Consider the following 14,785-nt stretch of genomic DNA (forward strand, 5'->3'; position numbering starts at 1 on the left):
CCCGGTGCAGCGCTGCCCGCCGTTGGGCAGCTCCCGGCGTGAGGCTAGGCGGGCGGACGTTGCAACCACGTTGCGCCGCCGGCCCGTCCCGCTGCCCGGCCGGCCGGCGCCGTCAGCTCGGCCTCCAGCGCGGCGAGCCGGGCCCGCACCGCAGCCGTGGGCCGCACCGCGGCGAGCGCCCGCCACACCGTGAGGTCGTCCTCGCCCCACGGCGCGCGCGCCCAGTCCGCCAGCAGATCCGGGTCCCGGTGCGCGATCAAGGCCGCCCGCAGCCCGTCGGCGAGGCGCTCCCGGAGCCGTACGATCGCCGGCGCCTGCGAACCGGGCAGCAGCGGACCGGTGTACGCCTCCGCCGCCGCCGTGACCGCTCCCGCCCGAAGCCGCCGCTCCACCACCGTGGCGTCCGACTCGACCGCGGCAGCGAGCCGGTACGGCCGCGAGGCGAGCACTCCGGGACCCAACAGTCTGCGCAGCCGGGCGAGTTCGGCCCGCAGCGTCACGGGGGTCACCGACTCGTCCGCGTACATCGCGCACAGCAGCTCGTCTCCGCTGAGCCCCTCGGGATGCTGGGAGAGCAGGACGAGGATCTCGCTGTGCCGGCGGCTGAGCCGGACCCGTCGGCCGTTCAGGACGAGCTCGGCTTCGTCCCGGCCCAGCGCATCGAGCAGCGGTGCGTCCGGGGCCGTCGGGGGCGGCGCGAGCAGCGCGAGCTGCGCTTCGGCGGCCCGCGCCACCGCCCGCACGAAGCCGAGGCTGTGCGGATGCGCCAGTCCGTCCCCGCCGGTGATGTCCACGGCGCCCAGGACCCGGCCGGTACGCGGATCGTGCACGGGCGCCGCCGCGCACGTCCAGGGCTGGACCCGCCGTATGAAGTGCTCCGCGGCGAACACCTGCACCGGCCGGTCCACGGCGACGGCGGTGCCCGGCGCGTTGGTGCCGACTGCGCTCTCCGACCAGCCCGCCCCCGGCACGAAGTTCATCCCGTCCGCCCGGCGCCGGGTCGCCCGATGCCCCTCGACCCACAGCAGCCTGCCGTGCGCGTCGCACACCGCCAGCAGGTGCTCGCCGTCGGCGGCGAACGTGCCCATCAACTCCCGGAACAGCGGCATCACCCGGGCCAGCGGGTGCTCCGCCCGGTACGCGCCGAGGTCGCCGTCGGACAGCTCCACGCTCGCGGTGCCGTCGGGCCCCACACCGGCCCGCGCGCTGCGCCGCCACGACTCCGCGACCACCGACCGCACCGGGCGCGGCACCGTGCCCGCGGTGGTGAACGTCTCGTGCGCCCTGCGCAGTGCACGGACTCGCTCGGCGGGGTCGGCCCCCGGTTCCAGGGCCACCCACGGATCGGTCAACTCGGCCTCCCCGGACGGTGAACGGCTCACGTCGGTCCTGCGACCATCGTCGTCCGGCTGGGCGAAGTTGACCAGTCTCAGGTAGCGGACCCGGTGCCAGTCGGGGCCCGGGTCGGTGTGGTCGGTGCCGGGCACCTGGTAGTGGCCGATGATGTGCTCCCAGTCTTTCGGGATGCCGTACGTGTCGCAGACCGCCGCCGTGAGCTTCGCGGACTGCTCGTAGAGGGCGTTGGGGAAGTAGGCGGGCTGGTCCACCCACCCTTCGTGCTCGATGCCGATGCTGCGGGTGTTGTAGTCCCAGTTGCCGGCGTGCCACGCGATGTCGGCCTCGTGCACGCACTGGGCCACGTGACCGTCCGCCGAGCGGACCAGAGAGTGCGCGGACACCTTCTTCTGTGGGTTGCCGAAGATCGTCAGCATGTTGGCATACGTCTCCTGCGTGATGTGGATGATCACCCGTTCGATGACGTAGTCGCCCGGGCGGTCGGACGCGGTGTAGTTGGAGGTGCTCGCCGGCTGCCACTCGGCCGGCGGGCAGTAGACGGCCTCGGGACGCGCCCCGGCCCGGGAGGGGCGGGGAGCAGTGCGTAGGCGACGGCGGCGAGCGCCGCGCCCTTCAGCAGCCGCCGTCTGCTAGGTGCGGATGTGCCGGGCTCGCTGGTGGTGCCGGCTCTCTCGACTGCGCCGGGCCGGCCGGGTCCATGTCCATCGGCGGGTGCCTTTCACGGATATGGGGGGCGTCAGGAGTCGTGGGGGGTGGGTTTGCCGAACGCGGGAGAGGTGTCTCCACGGACGTCTGCGGCGTCAGCCCCGCACCGCTCGTGCGGTCTCCCGCAGCCGCGCGTGCACGCCGCGGTACGTCTCGCGGGCCGGCAGCCACTCCTTGCGGAGCTTGGCGACGCAGGTGTAGTTCGTGTCGCACACGTTGGCCAACGGTGATTCGACCGCCTGGGTTGCGAATTGGTACGCGTCCGGCGCACTGAACCCGTAGTCGCGCACCAGCCATTGGACCAGGTCGAGCTGCGATATCCGGAACGCGTCCTCCAGCGGCCGTGCCGAGCCTGTCGAGATGATGTGGGTGTCCGACTCCAGCCGAGGCCACGGCGTGGCGACGTCCTTGAGGAGATCGACGACCACCACGGTGTTCATCGCACACTCCACGGCCACTCCGCAGGTCTCGCCCTCACCCTGCCGGGCGTGCCCGTCGCCGAGGCTGAGCAGGGCGCCCTCGACGTTGACCCCCAGATAGCAGGTGACCCCGGCCCGCATCTCGGGCGTGTCCATGTTCCCGCCGTGCGCGTCAGGGACCAGAGCCGCGCGCACCTCCAAATTCGCGGGCGCCACGCCGACCGTGCCGTGCATGGGGTCCAGGGGCAGCTCCGCCTGGATGTCGCTGTCCCGCGCCTGGAACAGGGCGGTGCGCCGCGCGCGGTCCAGCTGCCAGATCCAGACGCGCTCCGGCAGCGGGGGCTGCAGCGTGGCCGTGGTGTGCGTGGAGGTGAGCGCGCCGAAGAGCGGGACGGTCGTCGACGCCGCCCAGTCGCGGGCCGGTTCGATCGACACGAAGTGCACCGCCAAGGTGTCGCCGGGCTCGGCGCCCTCGATGTGGAAGGGGCCCGTCTGCGGATTGAGGAACGGGAACTCGCAGACCTCGGAGACGAGGTCCTTCTCGGAGCGCACCCGCCCGCCGAAACAGTCCTCCGTGTAAAGGTCGAGAACGGTGCCGGGTGCGATCCGCGCCACGGGCGGCGCTCCGCCGAACGTCCAGGCGTACTCGTCCGGCTCCGGGCGCACGGTGAGGATCCGGGGGTCGGTCATCGCGGAAAGGGTCCCTTCTGACGGGGCGGCCGTGGGACGCGGCTTGCGCCGGAACGGCTTGCCCGGGTGGCCGCGCTTGCGGCGGGTGGGCTTCTGCGGAGAGTCGGCTCGTCGGCGGGTGGGTGTGGCGGGTGCCGACAGGTCAGCCGGGCACGGTCCCGTCCTGCCGCTGCCCGGCCGGGTCGTACGCCTCGAGGTGCACTCGCGCGGTCTCGGCTATGCGCTCGGGGTGACGCCGTATCAGCAGGAGCAGCGCCACCACGCCCGTCGCCATCCAGACGCCGACGATCGGGCCGGCGTAGGAGACCGGGGCCGTCAGTTCGGTGACGAAGTCGAAGACCGGGAGTCCGGCGGACGTCAGCAGGGCGGGCACGAAGGCCGCGATGCCGAGCACCGGGAACAGCAGATGCCGCACCGGTTTGAGGGCGGCCCGTCCGGCCCGCAGGAAGTAGCCGGCGCAGGCGAGGTTCACCACGATGTAGACACCGACGACGACCGTGACGATCACCGTGGCGAGCAGCAGGAACGCGGTCACCGGGTCGTAGCCGAAACCGAGCCCCAGTACCGCCCCCACCGCCACGAGGGTCTGCAGCACGATGCCGGCCACAGGTGAGCGATGCCGGGGGTGGAGCGTGGCGAGCAGCCGGGGCAGCACCCGGATGCGGGCCAGGGCGAACGCCGTGCGGGTCGAGACGTTGGCGCACGCGTTGGCGTTGGCGATCGTGGAGTTGATCACCGCCAGGAACACCAGCACCCAGAAGAGGCCGAAGGAGGCCCGGGCGACACCGTCCCAGGAGGCCCCGCCCGAGGCGCCGAACTTCGCGAAGCGGTCCGGGCCGAAGTAGACGGTCATCGCATAGGTCGTGATCACGTAGAACAGCCCGATGCCCAGGGCCGCTCCGAGAACCGCGCGGTGCATCGTGCGCCGGGGGTCGCGAGTCTCCTCGGCGAGCGGCGCCGCCGCCTCGAACCCCGCGAACGCCAGCACCGTGTACACGGACCCGGCGAACACCCCGCTGATCCCGGCGTAGCCGTCGGCGGTGTGCGAGGTGCCGAACACGGACAGGGTGTTGGCACCGCCCGCCTTGCCGATGAGCAGGACCGCGAACACCAGGAAGACGAGGATCTCGAAGACGCCGAGGACGGTGCCGAAGCGGGCCGAGGCACGGACGCCCAGGTAACCGGCGACGGCGATGACGCCGGCTCCCGCCAGGGACCACGGCCACCACAGATCCGCCGGATACGACGACCACTCCTCGTGCAGCGTGCCCGCTGCCGTGAAGCCCAGCTGCAGGAGCAGCAGCGGTGGGACCAGCATCTCCACGAAGACGTAACCCCAGCCGACGAGAAAGCCGACGGCGGGATGCAGGCCGCGCGCCGCATAGGTGGCCACGGACCCCGCCGCGGGTAGTTCGCGGGCCAGCTCGGCCACGCACGACGCGGTGAACAGGCACGCCACCAGGGCGATCAGCACCGCCAGCGGCAGGCTGCCGCCCGCGAACGCGGCACCGGCCGGAATCGACGCGGCCACGGCTGCGGCCGGCGCCATCGCCGTGACGCTCTGGAACAGCACCTCGCGCAACCCGATGGCGTCGCGCCGCAGCCCCCCGGTCGTCTCCTCGTGCATGCCCGTCCCCCGATACCCGTCAGCGCACTGCCACCCGATATGTGTGAATTGCCGTCAAACGCCGCGCCGGTGCCGACCTTGACGTGCCGTCGGCTGTGCCTCGCGTGAATCACGGTACGGCGCGGGCAGGTTGGGCAGAAGAGCGCGCACCGGTTCCGTGGACGAAGCCTCCACTTGTGGAAAACCCGCTCAGCCCATCGGGTGAGCGCAGACGGTGGCCGGGCCGTGCGAGCCCGGCTCAGCAGAGCGGCAGACCCTCCCGCAGGCACACCACGCTCCCGGCCCGCGCCGCCGCGTGCAGCGCCGTCAATGTGGCCCGCCGGGCCGTGAGCCGCACTCCGTCCAGCTCGTCGAGCGAGAACAGCCGGTGCCGGTCGTGCTCCGGGCTCAGCCGCACGGGGGTGTCCTCCGTCAGGGTGCCGCCGTCGAAGAAGCAGTCGAGCACCGACCCGGTGCCGAGGACGTCCACCCGGTGGTCGATGCCGACCAGCACCGGCTCCGGGCCGATCTCGATGCCGGTCTCCTCACGCATCTCCCGGCATGCCGCGGCCCAGGGGTCCTCCCCGTGGTCCAGCATGCCGCCCGGCAGCCACCACGACCCCCGGGTTCGGGTGGCCCGGCCCGTAGCGCAGCAGCAGGATGCGGGCCTGCGGGTCGAGCATCAGCACGCACGAGGCGAGCAGCGCCCGCGGCTGTGTCCTGACCCATTCCGCTCGCGGCACCCAGTCCGTCACCCGGCCTCCCGTCACCATCCACAGGGGACGTCAGGATCGTTCCGCCACCACCGCCGGATCGTCCAGTACGCCTCGCACGACCGAGTGCGCCGCGCCGAGCAGCGGGCCCTGCGGGCCCAGTCGCGACACCGTCACCGGGCAGGGCGGCCCCGCGGTGCGGCCCGTCAGCTCCCCCTCCAGAGACGGCAGCAGCCAGGGGGAGAGGCCGGCCAGCGCGCCGCCGAGGATCACCGTCTCGGGGTCGAGGAGGTTCACCGCTCCGGTCAGGGCGATACCGAGTGCCGTACCGGCGTCCCGCAGGGCTGCCCGTACGCCCTCGTCGCCCCGCTCGGCGTGATCCGCGAGCAGGCCCACGAGATCCTCGCCCGGCTCCAGCCCCGCCGCGCGCAGCACCGCCTCCTCCCCGGCGTACTGCTCCAGGCAGCCCCGGCCGCCGCACGGGCAGCGCGGGCCGTCCGGCCGTACGGGGACATGGCCCAGCTCGCCGGCGAAGCCCCGGGTGCCGCGCAGCAGTCCGCCGTCCACGACAACCGCGGCGCCGATGCCGATCTCGGCCGACACGTGCAGGAAGTCACGCGGCGCGCCCTCGCCGAGCCACAGCTCCGCGAGCGCACCGAAGTTGGCCTCGTTGTCCACGGACAGCGGCCAGTCGCCGGGCAGGAGCGCACCGAGGTCGGTGTCGTGCCATTCGAGGTTGGGAGCGCGTGCGACCGTTCGGCCGTCCCGTGCCACGAGTCCGGGCACGGCAACCGCGAGCCCGGCGGGCCACAGTTCCTCCCCTTCCGCCTCCGCGACGACGCGGCCCACCAGCTCCGTCAGTTCCTCGACCACCGGTCCGGGCGCGCGCCCCCGGTTCACCCCGTGCCGCACGGCCCGCGCACGGACCACGCCACGCAGGTCGACCGCGCACACCGCGAGGTGGTCGACGCCGATCTCGGCGCCGATCCCGGCCGGACCACGGCCGCTCACCGCGAGCGCCGACCCGGGCCGGCCCACCCGGCCGGGCCGTTCCGGGCCCAGCTCCTCCAGCAGACCCCACCGGATCAGCTCGTCCACCAGCGTCGACACGGCGGCCCGCGTCAGCCCGATGCGCGAGGCGACCGCGGCCCGCGACAGCGAACCCTCCGCGCTGACGGCGTGCATCACGCGTGCCAGGTTCCGCCGGCGCATGCCCTGCTGGGTGTCCGGCAGGGCCCGGCCGGCGCCCGGCGGGCGGACCTCGTGCAGCGGTGCGGTCATGCCTGAAGTCGATCCTCGATGTCTGCCGCCCGGCTCATGCGCGCGGTGTGGTCTGCGTCCCCCGCTCCAGCAGCGGGGCCGCGTCGGAGAGTACCCCGGTGATCCGATCCAGCGTCTCCTGGTCCCGCTCCACGGCCTCCAGCACCGGGCCCGCGGCCGTGTTCCAGCGGCGGGCCACCGCGGCCGGGTCCTCGCCGGTGAGCAGTCCGGCGGCCTGGGCGGCCGCCCCGAGGGCGACCAGCTCCCTGGCCTTCGGCACCTGGACCGGCCGCCCCGACAGCCGCCGTACCGTCTGCTGCCAGGCCGTTCCCTGTGCCCCGCCGCCGATGAGCAGCAGGGGGCCGCTGCGGTCCGCGTCCTCGTCCAGGACCAGGTCGAGCGCGCCCAGCAGGGCGTGCACGGCGCCGTCGTACGCTGCCTGCAGCAACTGGCCCGCGGTGGTGTCGTGGCGCAGGCCGTGCAGCAGACCTGAGGCGTTCGGCAGGTTCGGAGTGCGCTCGCCGTCCAGGTACGGCAGCAGGGTCGCCGAACCGCCGGACTCCACCGCCTCCCGGTCCAGCCCGAGCAGCGCCGCGACGCGGTCGACGGCGAGCGTGCAGTTCAGCGTGCAGGCCAGGGGCAGCCAGTCGCCGTGCGCGTCGGCGAACCCCGCCACCGTGCCGGTCGGATCGGCCGGGCGGTGCCTGGAGACGGCGTACACCGTGCCGGACGTGCCGAGGCTGAGCACCGGGGTGCCGGCCCGCAGGCCCAGGCCCAGGGCCGCCGCCGCGTTGTCGCCGGTGCCGGGGGCGACCAGCGTGCCCTTGGAGAACGGCAGGTCATGGCTGTCGCGCACAGTGCCGGCCACCTCGCCGGGCCGCACCACCCGGGGCAGCAGCGCCGGGTCGAGACCGACGTGCACGAGCGTCTCCGCGTCGTACGTCTCCGTCCCGGACGCCCACCAGCCGGTGCCGGAGGCGTCGCCCCGGTCGGTCGTGCCCTGCCCGGTCAGCCGCTCGGTGAGGTAGTCGTGGGGGAGCCGTACCGCCTTCGTCGCGCGGACCGACTCCGGCTCGTGCTCGGCCAGCCACGCCCACTTCGTGACCGTGAACGACGCGCCGGGCACGCTGCCGGTGCGCTCCGCCCAGGCCTTCGGCCCGCCCAGTTCCTCCACCAGCCGCCGGGCCTGCGGGGCCGAGCGGACGTCGTTCCACAGCAGTGCCGGACGCACCGGCGCGCCCCGCTCGTCCAGGGTGACCAGGCCGTGCTGCTGGCCGCCGATCGACACCGCCGCCGCCTCGTGCGCCGCGTCACCGCACTGGCCGAGCGCCTCGCACAACGCGTTCCACCACTGACGCGGATCGCTTTCGCGGCCCGCGCCGGAGGACACGGTGTGCGGCGCCTGGCCGCTCGCCACCACCTGGCCGGTGGCCGCGTCGACGACCAGTGCCTTCGTGGACTGGGTGGATGTGTCCACGCCGACGACGAGCGGACCCTCGGCTGCTGACATCGGGCTCTCCCTTTTCCGCGGTCTTCGCGACTTTGCGGGACAAAGACATCTTGTCTCTTCCCAGCGGTGCGAGCGCATACTAATTTGTAAACGGCCATGACGAAATAGTCGTACGAACGCAAGGAGCGGCGGCATGAGCTACCAGCCCACCCCCGAGGACAGGTTCACCTTCGGCCTGTGGACCGTCGGCTGGCAGGGAAGGGACCCGTTCGGCGACGCCACCCGCCGTGCCCTCGACCCGGTCGAGACGGTGCGGCGCCTGGCCGAGCTGGGCGCCCACGGGGTGACCTTCCACGACGACGACCTCATCCCCTTCGGCTCTTCGGACACCGAGCGCGAGTCGCACATCAAGCGGTTCCGGCAGGCCCTGGACGCCACCGGCATGACCGTCCCGATGGCCACCACCAACCTGTTCACGCACCCGGTCTTCAAGGATGGCGCGTTCACCGCCAACGACCGTGACGTGCGCCGCTACGCGCTGCGCAAGACCATCCGCAACATCGACCTGGCGGTCGAGCTGGGTGCCAGGACGTACGTCGCGTGGGGCGGCCGCGAGGGCGCGGAGTCCGGCGCCGCGAAGGACGTACGGGCCGCCCTGGACCGCATGAAGGAGGCCTTCGACCTGCTCGGCGAGTACGTCACCGCCCAGGGCTACGACATCCGCTTCGCCATCGAGCCCAAGCCGAACGAGCCGCGCGGCGACATCCTGCTGCCCACCGTGGGCCACGCGCTGGCCTTCATCGAGCGCCTGGAACGCCCGGAGCTGTACGGCGTGAACCCGGAGGTGGGTCACGAGCAGATGGCGGGCCTGAACTTCCCGCACGGCATCGCGCAGGCGCTCTGGGCGGGCAAGCTGTTCCACATCGACCTCAACGGCCAGTCCGGCATCAAGTACGACCAGGATCTGCGGTTCGGTGCCGGTGACCTGCGGGCGGCGTTCTGGCTGGTCGACCTGCTCGAGAGCGCAGGCTACGACGGCCCCCGCCACTTCGACTTCAAGCCGCCGCGGACCGAGGACCTCGACGGCGTGTGGGCGTCGGCCGCGGGCTGCATGCGCAACTACCTCATCCTCAAGGAGCGCGCGGCGGCCTTCCGCGCCGACCCGGAGGTCCAGGAAGCCCTGCGCGCCTCGCGCCTGGACCAGCTGGCCCAGCCCACCGTCGGCGACGGCCTGCAGGCCCTGCTCGCCGACCGCACGGCCTTCGAGGACTTCGACGTGGAGGTGGCCGCCGCGCGCGGGATGGCCTTCGAGCGTCTCGACCAGCTCGCCATGGACCACCTGCTGGGGGCGCGGGGCTGAACGCGAGGAGGGCCGGGCACGGCATGCGCCGCTCTCCCGGCCCTCCGTCAGCCCACTTTCCGGACGGCCCACCGCAGGTGTGTCACAGGTGCTCGGCCAGCCGGACGTGGACGACGGTCGTCCTGACCCCTCTGACGACAACTCGACCCTGCGCGTCGAAGGCGCGCGCCGTGGGTCATCCCGAAGTCGTTGTCGTGATCAGGCCACTTCACAATCTGTTCGAGTCGTGGCCATGGTTCGCGGTGCGTGGGGAGTGCTATCACGGTCTTGTGCTGCGCGGGCGAATCCGCCGCGCCGGTCCATTAGGGGGCGTGCCTCAGGGATGTCTCAGGGGTGGGGCCCGGAACCGCGGGGCGCGGGGGGCCGTTCTCACAGCAGAGAGCGGCAGTGGCCGCGAAGGAGGCGACGCTCATGTCCAACAACGCGAAGATCGCCGTCGGGGGTGTGGCGGTCGGGCTGATCCTGCTGATCTGGCTGCCCTGGTGGGTGGCGTTCCTGATCGTGGTCGGGGTCCCGGTGGCCGCGTATCTGGCCCTGGACCCCGCACAGCGGCGCAGGCTCCGCAGGGTCACTCGCAAGGAGCTCGGCCGCTGAGGGCGGAGTGGATGCCACAGGCAGGCCACGGGGGCCGTTGCGGCGCGTCCGGCCCGGGCGGCGGTCCCGGTCCGGGCCCCGGGCCACGTGTCGTCGGCCGGCGGATCCCGACCCGGGCTCCGCGGGCCGTGCGTCGCCGGCCGGCCCCATGAGCCGCCCCTGGCGCCGGCCGGCCTCGCACGGGCCGTACGGCCCTGTTCAGAGGGGACGTACGGCCATGTTGTCGAGTGCCTTCAGCAGGCCCGGCAGCTCCGGCCCCCGGCCCACCGGCAGGACCTCGCCGGGCTCCTCGTCGAGCAGGACAAAGGCGATGTCGTCGGTGCGGGCCACGATCGACCAGCCGGGACCGTCGGCGCGCAGCGTACGGGCGTCACCCGGGGCGAACGACGAGCGCACCCGGCCGAGCGGCGGCGGCGTGTCGACATAGGCACGCGCCTCCGCGAGGACCCGCCTGACTCCCCGGTGGCGGCCCTGAGGCACGTCCTCCTCGCCCTGCGGTGACGAGTCCTCGGCCTTCTCGTGCCCGTTCGGCCGCTCCCGCGCATCCCGCGCCGAGAATTCCTCGTCGTCGATCTGCTCCCGCCAGGCCGCCCACTGCAGCGCTATCTCGTCCGCACCCAGGCGCCGCTGGGCCGGCCCCCAGGAACTGGTGTCGGGCGGGCTCAGCGCAGGCCGGTCCGCCAGTTCGGGGGCCGGGTCGTGCGGGGCGGGGACACCCGGAGCCGCGACGGCGACGGCCAGCGGCCAGCCCGGCAGAGCGGTCACGACCGCGCGCTCGTCCGGCGACAGCTCGTACTCCATGCCGCAGTCCCAGGACGCGATCGCCACGGCGACCAGCGAGACGTCGTCGATGACGACCGTCCAGCGGGCGCCGTCGCCGTCCTGGCCCAGCACCAGGCCGTACCCGTCGGCGACGGGCGCGAGTCCCAGCGTCGAGCACGCCTCCAGATAGTCGTCGCCCAGAACGCTCGGAAACTGTGCCGGCGTCAGCAACACCGCCGTCAGTACGTACAGCGCATCGTCCGCGGCGGCGACGGCCTCCTCGTCGGATCTGGCCATCCCTGCCTCCCCAGTGGTTCGTCCAACGGCGCGCACCCTAGTGCGAGCGCAAGCCGCTTGTCACGACTCCGCACACCAGGCGGACCTGCAGGTTTCCACCTGGACGGGGGCGAAACGACCACGACGAACGCAAGGTCTCCTCAACCCGTGGGCAGCCCGAGGAGGTCGCGGGCCACTGCCGCGGGTGACTCCTCGCGCTCCCGCGCCAGCGCGAGGACCGCACGGCAGGCGAGTTCGCTCACCCCGAACGACAGCGCCTCAGGCGACACCCAGGCGGCAGCCTCCTCGATCCGGTCCTGATCGTCCTCCGCGCGGGCCACGACATACGTGGCTGCCGCTTCGAACAAATTGTGCGCACGTTTCTCCCGGGCGCCCACCGGCGGTGCGGGTGTCGACGTGCGGCGCCTGGCGGCGTACGTGCGTATCCGGCCGAACACGCGGACCATCCTCCCTCCGGAGCGGCATCGTCACCGACCGCTCATCTGGTCTTTCCCAACGTAGAGTTGGACTTCCCGCGACAGAAGAGGGAAGACCCGGTGAAGCGCTGCGAGTCTCGCTCCGTCGCGCCACAGGGCCGTACGCGGCCCAGCGGGACACCTCAGTGGGTGGGGCGGTCGAGGGATGCGAGGGTGTCGCGCAGCCAGGACAGTTCGGCCCGGCTGGTGGCACGCGCGATGGTGAGGACGCCGCGCCGGAACGGGTCGTCCAGCTCCTCCGCCCGCAGCGGCCGGTCGCCGTCGTAGAAGAAACTCGTTGGCTCCTCCAGGAAGGCCAGCCTGCGTCGCAGTACGGCCGCCTGGGCGGCGGGGTCCTGCAGATGCCGCAGGAACGCGAGCAGCGTGAACCAGTTGTTCTCGTCGGTGATCTCGCGCTGCGCGGGCTCGGCGAGGCGGCGCTTCAGCTCGCGCCCGCCCTCCTCGGTCAGCCTCAGCACGTGGCGCGGCGCCGCCACGGCGCCGGGCTCAGTGGCCCTGACCAGCAGGCCCGCCCTCTCCAGCCGTTTGATCGCCGGGTACAGCGTGCTCTCGGCGACGGGCCGCACATGACCGGTGAGGGCGGCGATGTGTCGGCGCAGGACGTATCCGTGCAACGGGGCGTCGTAGAGGAAACCGAGGATGGCGAGTTCGAGCACAGCCGCATTGTTGCTTAGGACGCTGTACATCGCCATCTTGATACTCTCTTGCTGCTATACCTCGCTACCGATGTATAGTCCTGACCGCTGCAGGACGCCAGGGAGGGCACCGTGAAGCAGGCCGTGTTCGACAACGAGGGAAGCCGGATCCGCTGGACCGAGGTACCGGGGGCGGAGCGGGCGCGGGTGTATCTGCACGGACTCGGCTCGATGTCAGCCGTCTACCACGCGCACATCGCGGCCCGGACCGAACTCGCGGGCCGTCGCAGTCTGTTCATCGACCTGCCGGGACACGGCATCAGCGACCGGCCCGGGAGCTTCGGGTACACGCTCGAGGAGCATGCCGGCGCGGTGGCCGCCGCGCTGGACGAAGCCGATGTCCGCGGCGTCGAATTCATCGCCCACAGCATGGGCGGCGCCGTGGCCGTCGTCCTTGCCCACCGGCGGCCCGACCTCGTCTCCAGGCTGGTCCTCACGGAGGCCAACCTGGATGCGTTCCCGCCGCTCACCGCCGCCAGCAGTGGAATCGCCGCCTACGGAGAGGACGAATTCGTCGACGAGCACCACGCGCGCGTGCTGGAGAGCGTCGGCCCCCTCTGGGCGGCCACCATGCGGCTGGCCGACCCGCGCGCCCTGCACCGCAGCGCCGTCGGCCTGCGCCGGGGCTCGGATCCTGTGATGCGCACGATCCTGGAAGAGCTGCCCGTCGACCGGGTCTACCTTCAGGGCGAGCTCAGCGGCGAACTGGCGGGCCGCGAAAGCCTGGAAGCCGCCGGGGTGCGGGTGGTGACCGTGCCCGGCGCCGGGCACAACGTCATGTTCGACAACCCCGACGCCTTCGCGGCGGCCGTCGCCGGAACGGGCTGACCCGACCGGCCTTCAGAGCTGCGCGATCAGCCCTCGCGCGCCGCGAGGGCGAGGAATCGACCGTCCTCGTCGACGTACGACGACATGTTCCATCCCGAACGTGCCAGCAACGGACCGAGGTTGGCCTCCGCACGCAGGTCGTCGGGGGTGGTCCGGCGGCCCTGACGTGCCGCCAGGGCCGCGCGGCCGATGGGATGGAACAGCGCGAGCGTGCCGCCGGGCCGAACCACGCGCGCCAGCTCCCGCAGATTCCGCCCGGGGTGCGGAAGATGGGCGATCAGACCGGCCGCGAACACCGCGTCCAGGGTTCCGGACCGCAGTGGCAGAGCCGCAGCGTCCGCGAGCAGCAGCCGGCCCTGCCGGTCCCGGCCCGCCCGTACGGCCGCCTGGAGCATCGCCGGTGTCAGATCGGCGCCCAGCACCACCCCGGACGCGCCCACGGCGGCCCGCAGCGGTGGCAGGGCGCGTCCCGTGCCGCAGCCCGCGTCCAGCACCCGGTCGCCCGGCCGCAGCCCCAGATCGGTCACAGCCGCCGCGTAGGCGGGACCGTCGTCGGGGAACCGGCTGTCCCAGTCGGCCGCACGGGCGGTGAAGAACTCCTGGACGTGTGTGTGGTCGTCGCTCATGTTCCGCATGATTCCTCACCGTCACGGGGGATATGTAGGCGCACATGTTCGGCCCGGACCCGATCGTTCCGTCGCATCCGGGTGTCATATTCCAACAGCTTTCGAAATGCGCCCCCTTTGTGCGCCCGTGCCCCCCTAGCGTCCCTTGGCCATGGGACACCTGGACCACGCCGCCTTCGGCTGGCTGACCCCCGCGCTGTCGTACGTCATGGCCTGCATAGGCGCCGCGCTCGGACTGCGCTGCACCGTCCGCGCGCTCTGCACCACCGGGCGCTCACGCCGCAACTGGCTCATCACCGCGGCCTCCGCCATCGGAACGGGCATCTGGACCATGCACTTCGTGGCCATGCTCGGCTTCCGCGTCACCGGCACCGACATCCGCTACGACGTGCCGCTGACCATCCTCAGTCTCCTCGTCGCCATGGTCGTGGTGTGCGCCGGCGTCTTCGCCGTCGGCTACAGCCGTGACCGCAACCGGGCGCTCCTCCTCGGCGGACTGACCACCGGGCTGGGCGTCGCCAGCATGCACTACCTGGGCATGGCGGCGGTCCGGCTGCACGGCGACATCAGCTACGACCCCGTCCTCGTCGGGGTGTCGGTGCTGATCGCCGTCGTTGCGGCGACCGCGGCCCTGTGGGCCGGCCTCAACATCAGGTCACCTCTTGCGGTCACCGTCGCCTCCCTGGTCATGGGAGCGGCCGTCAGCAGCATGCACTACACCGGGATGTTCGCGGTGAGCGTGCGGGTGGACCCCTCCGGCGAGAGCCTGCCCGGGGCCACGGCGATGCAGTTCATCTTCCCCCTCGCCATCGGCCTCGGGTCCTACCTGTTCATCACCTCGGCCTTCGTCGCCCTCTCACCCACCGCCGACGAGCGAGCGGCATCCGCCTCCGCCCAGCGGCCCGTCGAGAGCATCGCCCGCTAGCGGGAGCCGGCCCGAGCGCCCCG

The 14,785-nt window shown here is 72.7% G+C and carries 14 protein-coding genes and 1 pseudogene; 4 read left to right on the plus strand and 11 right to left on the minus strand.

Annotated elements, in window-relative coordinates:
* Positions 1–44 precede the first annotated feature (44 nt).
* The 7 genes and pseudogenes from AB0L59_RS15405 to xylB all read right to left on the minus strand — a co-directional run bounded on the left by AB0L59_RS15405 (position 45) and on the right by xylB (position 8,259).
* Entirely contained in the window at positions 45–1,352 is a 1,308-nt protein-coding gene (locus AB0L59_RS15405; RefSeq protein ID WP_365583569.1) for a GAF domain-containing protein, read from the minus strand.
* Positions 1,353–1,412: 60 nt separating this feature from the next.
* A pseudogene (locus tag AB0L59_RS15410) lies at positions 1,413–1,975 on the minus strand (N-acetylmuramoyl-L-alanine amidase); the annotation flags it as partial.
* A gap of 181 nt (positions 1,976–2,156) precedes the next feature.
* Entirely contained in the window at positions 2,157–3,170 is a 1,014-nt protein-coding gene (locus AB0L59_RS15415) for an acetamidase/formamidase family protein (protein WP_365583074.1), read from the minus strand.
* Between the two features lie 142 nt (positions 3,171–3,312).
* Entirely contained in the window at positions 3,313–4,797 is a 1,485-nt protein-coding gene (locus AB0L59_RS15420) for an APC family permease (protein ID WP_365583076.1), read from the minus strand.
* Positions 4,798–5,035: 238 nt separating this feature from the next.
* Entirely contained in the window at positions 5,036–5,374 is a 339-nt protein-coding gene (locus AB0L59_RS15425) for an NUDIX hydrolase (protein WP_365583079.1), read from the minus strand.
* Positions 5,375–5,561: 187 nt separating this feature from the next.
* Positions 5,562–6,770 carry an ROK family transcriptional regulator gene (locus AB0L59_RS15430; RefSeq protein WP_365583082.1) on the minus strand — a complete coding sequence of 403 codons (1,209 nt, stop codon included), beginning with the start codon at positions 6,768–6,770 and terminating at the stop codon, positions 5,562–5,564.
* A 34-nt stretch (positions 6,771–6,804) separates the two neighbouring features.
* Positions 6,805–8,259 carry a xylulokinase gene (gene xylB, locus AB0L59_RS15435; RefSeq protein WP_365583084.1) on the minus strand — a complete coding sequence of 485 codons (1,455 nt, stop codon included), beginning with the start codon at positions 8,257–8,259 and terminating at the stop codon, positions 6,805–6,807.
* A 133-nt stretch (positions 8,260–8,392) separates the two neighbouring features.
* Between xylB and xylA the strand changes: the two genes are divergently transcribed.
* Positions 8,393–9,559, plus strand: a complete 1,167-nt coding sequence (gene xylA, locus AB0L59_RS15440; protein WP_365583087.1) for a xylose isomerase — start codon at positions 8,393–8,395, stop codon at positions 9,557–9,559.
* Between the two features lie 411 nt (positions 9,560–9,970).
* Entirely contained in the window at positions 9,971–10,153 is a 183-nt protein-coding gene (locus AB0L59_RS15445) for a hypothetical protein (protein ID WP_351020031.1), read from the plus strand.
* 198 nt (positions 10,154–10,351) lie between these two features.
* Here the strand turns inward: AB0L59_RS15445 and AB0L59_RS15450 are convergent, their stop codons facing one another.
* The 3 genes from AB0L59_RS15450 to AB0L59_RS15460 all read right to left on the minus strand — a co-directional run bounded on the left by AB0L59_RS15450 (position 10,352) and on the right by AB0L59_RS15460 (position 12,344).
* On the minus strand, positions 10,352–11,212 hold the full coding sequence (locus tag AB0L59_RS15450) for a hypothetical protein (protein WP_365583091.1): 861 nt from the start codon (positions 11,210–11,212) through the stop codon (positions 10,352–10,354).
* A gap of 140 nt (positions 11,213–11,352) precedes the next feature.
* A complete protein-coding gene (locus AB0L59_RS15455; protein ID WP_365583094.1) occupies positions 11,353–11,658 on the minus strand; it encodes a hypothetical protein in 306 nt (101 codons plus the stop codon).
* A gap of 152 nt (positions 11,659–11,810) precedes the next feature.
* The gene (locus tag AB0L59_RS15460; protein ID WP_365583097.1) at positions 11,811–12,344 is read right to left on the minus strand and encodes a PadR family transcriptional regulator; all 534 of its coding nucleotides are present in this window, start codon (positions 12,342–12,344) and stop codon (positions 11,811–11,813) included.
* 111 nt (positions 12,345–12,455) lie between these two features.
* Here AB0L59_RS15460 and AB0L59_RS15465 point away from each other — a divergent pair, with 111 nt between their 5' ends.
* Positions 12,456–13,211, plus strand: a complete 756-nt coding sequence (locus tag AB0L59_RS15465) for an alpha/beta hydrolase (protein ID WP_365583099.1) — start codon at positions 12,456–12,458, stop codon at positions 13,209–13,211.
* A 26-nt stretch (positions 13,212–13,237) separates the two neighbouring features.
* Here AB0L59_RS15465 and AB0L59_RS15470 read toward each other — a convergent pair whose 3' ends face one another.
* Positions 13,238–13,837, minus strand: a complete 600-nt coding sequence (locus AB0L59_RS15470; RefSeq protein ID WP_365583102.1) for a methyltransferase domain-containing protein — start codon at positions 13,835–13,837, stop codon at positions 13,238–13,240.
* Positions 13,838–13,988: 151 nt separating this feature from the next.
* On the opposite strand from AB0L59_RS15470, the gene AB0L59_RS15475 reads away from it, so the two are divergent.
* Positions 13,989–14,762: an MHYT domain-containing protein gene (locus AB0L59_RS15475; protein ID WP_365583105.1), complete on the plus strand. Its 774-nt coding sequence runs from the start codon at positions 13,989–13,991 to the stop codon at positions 14,760–14,762.
* Positions 14,763–14,785 lie beyond the last annotated feature (23 nt).

This window comes from Streptomyces sp. NPDC052109 (genome assembly GCF_040680195.1).
In the GTDB taxonomy this organism is placed as follows: domain Bacteria; phylum Actinomycetota; class Actinomycetes; order Streptomycetales; family Streptomycetaceae; genus Streptomyces.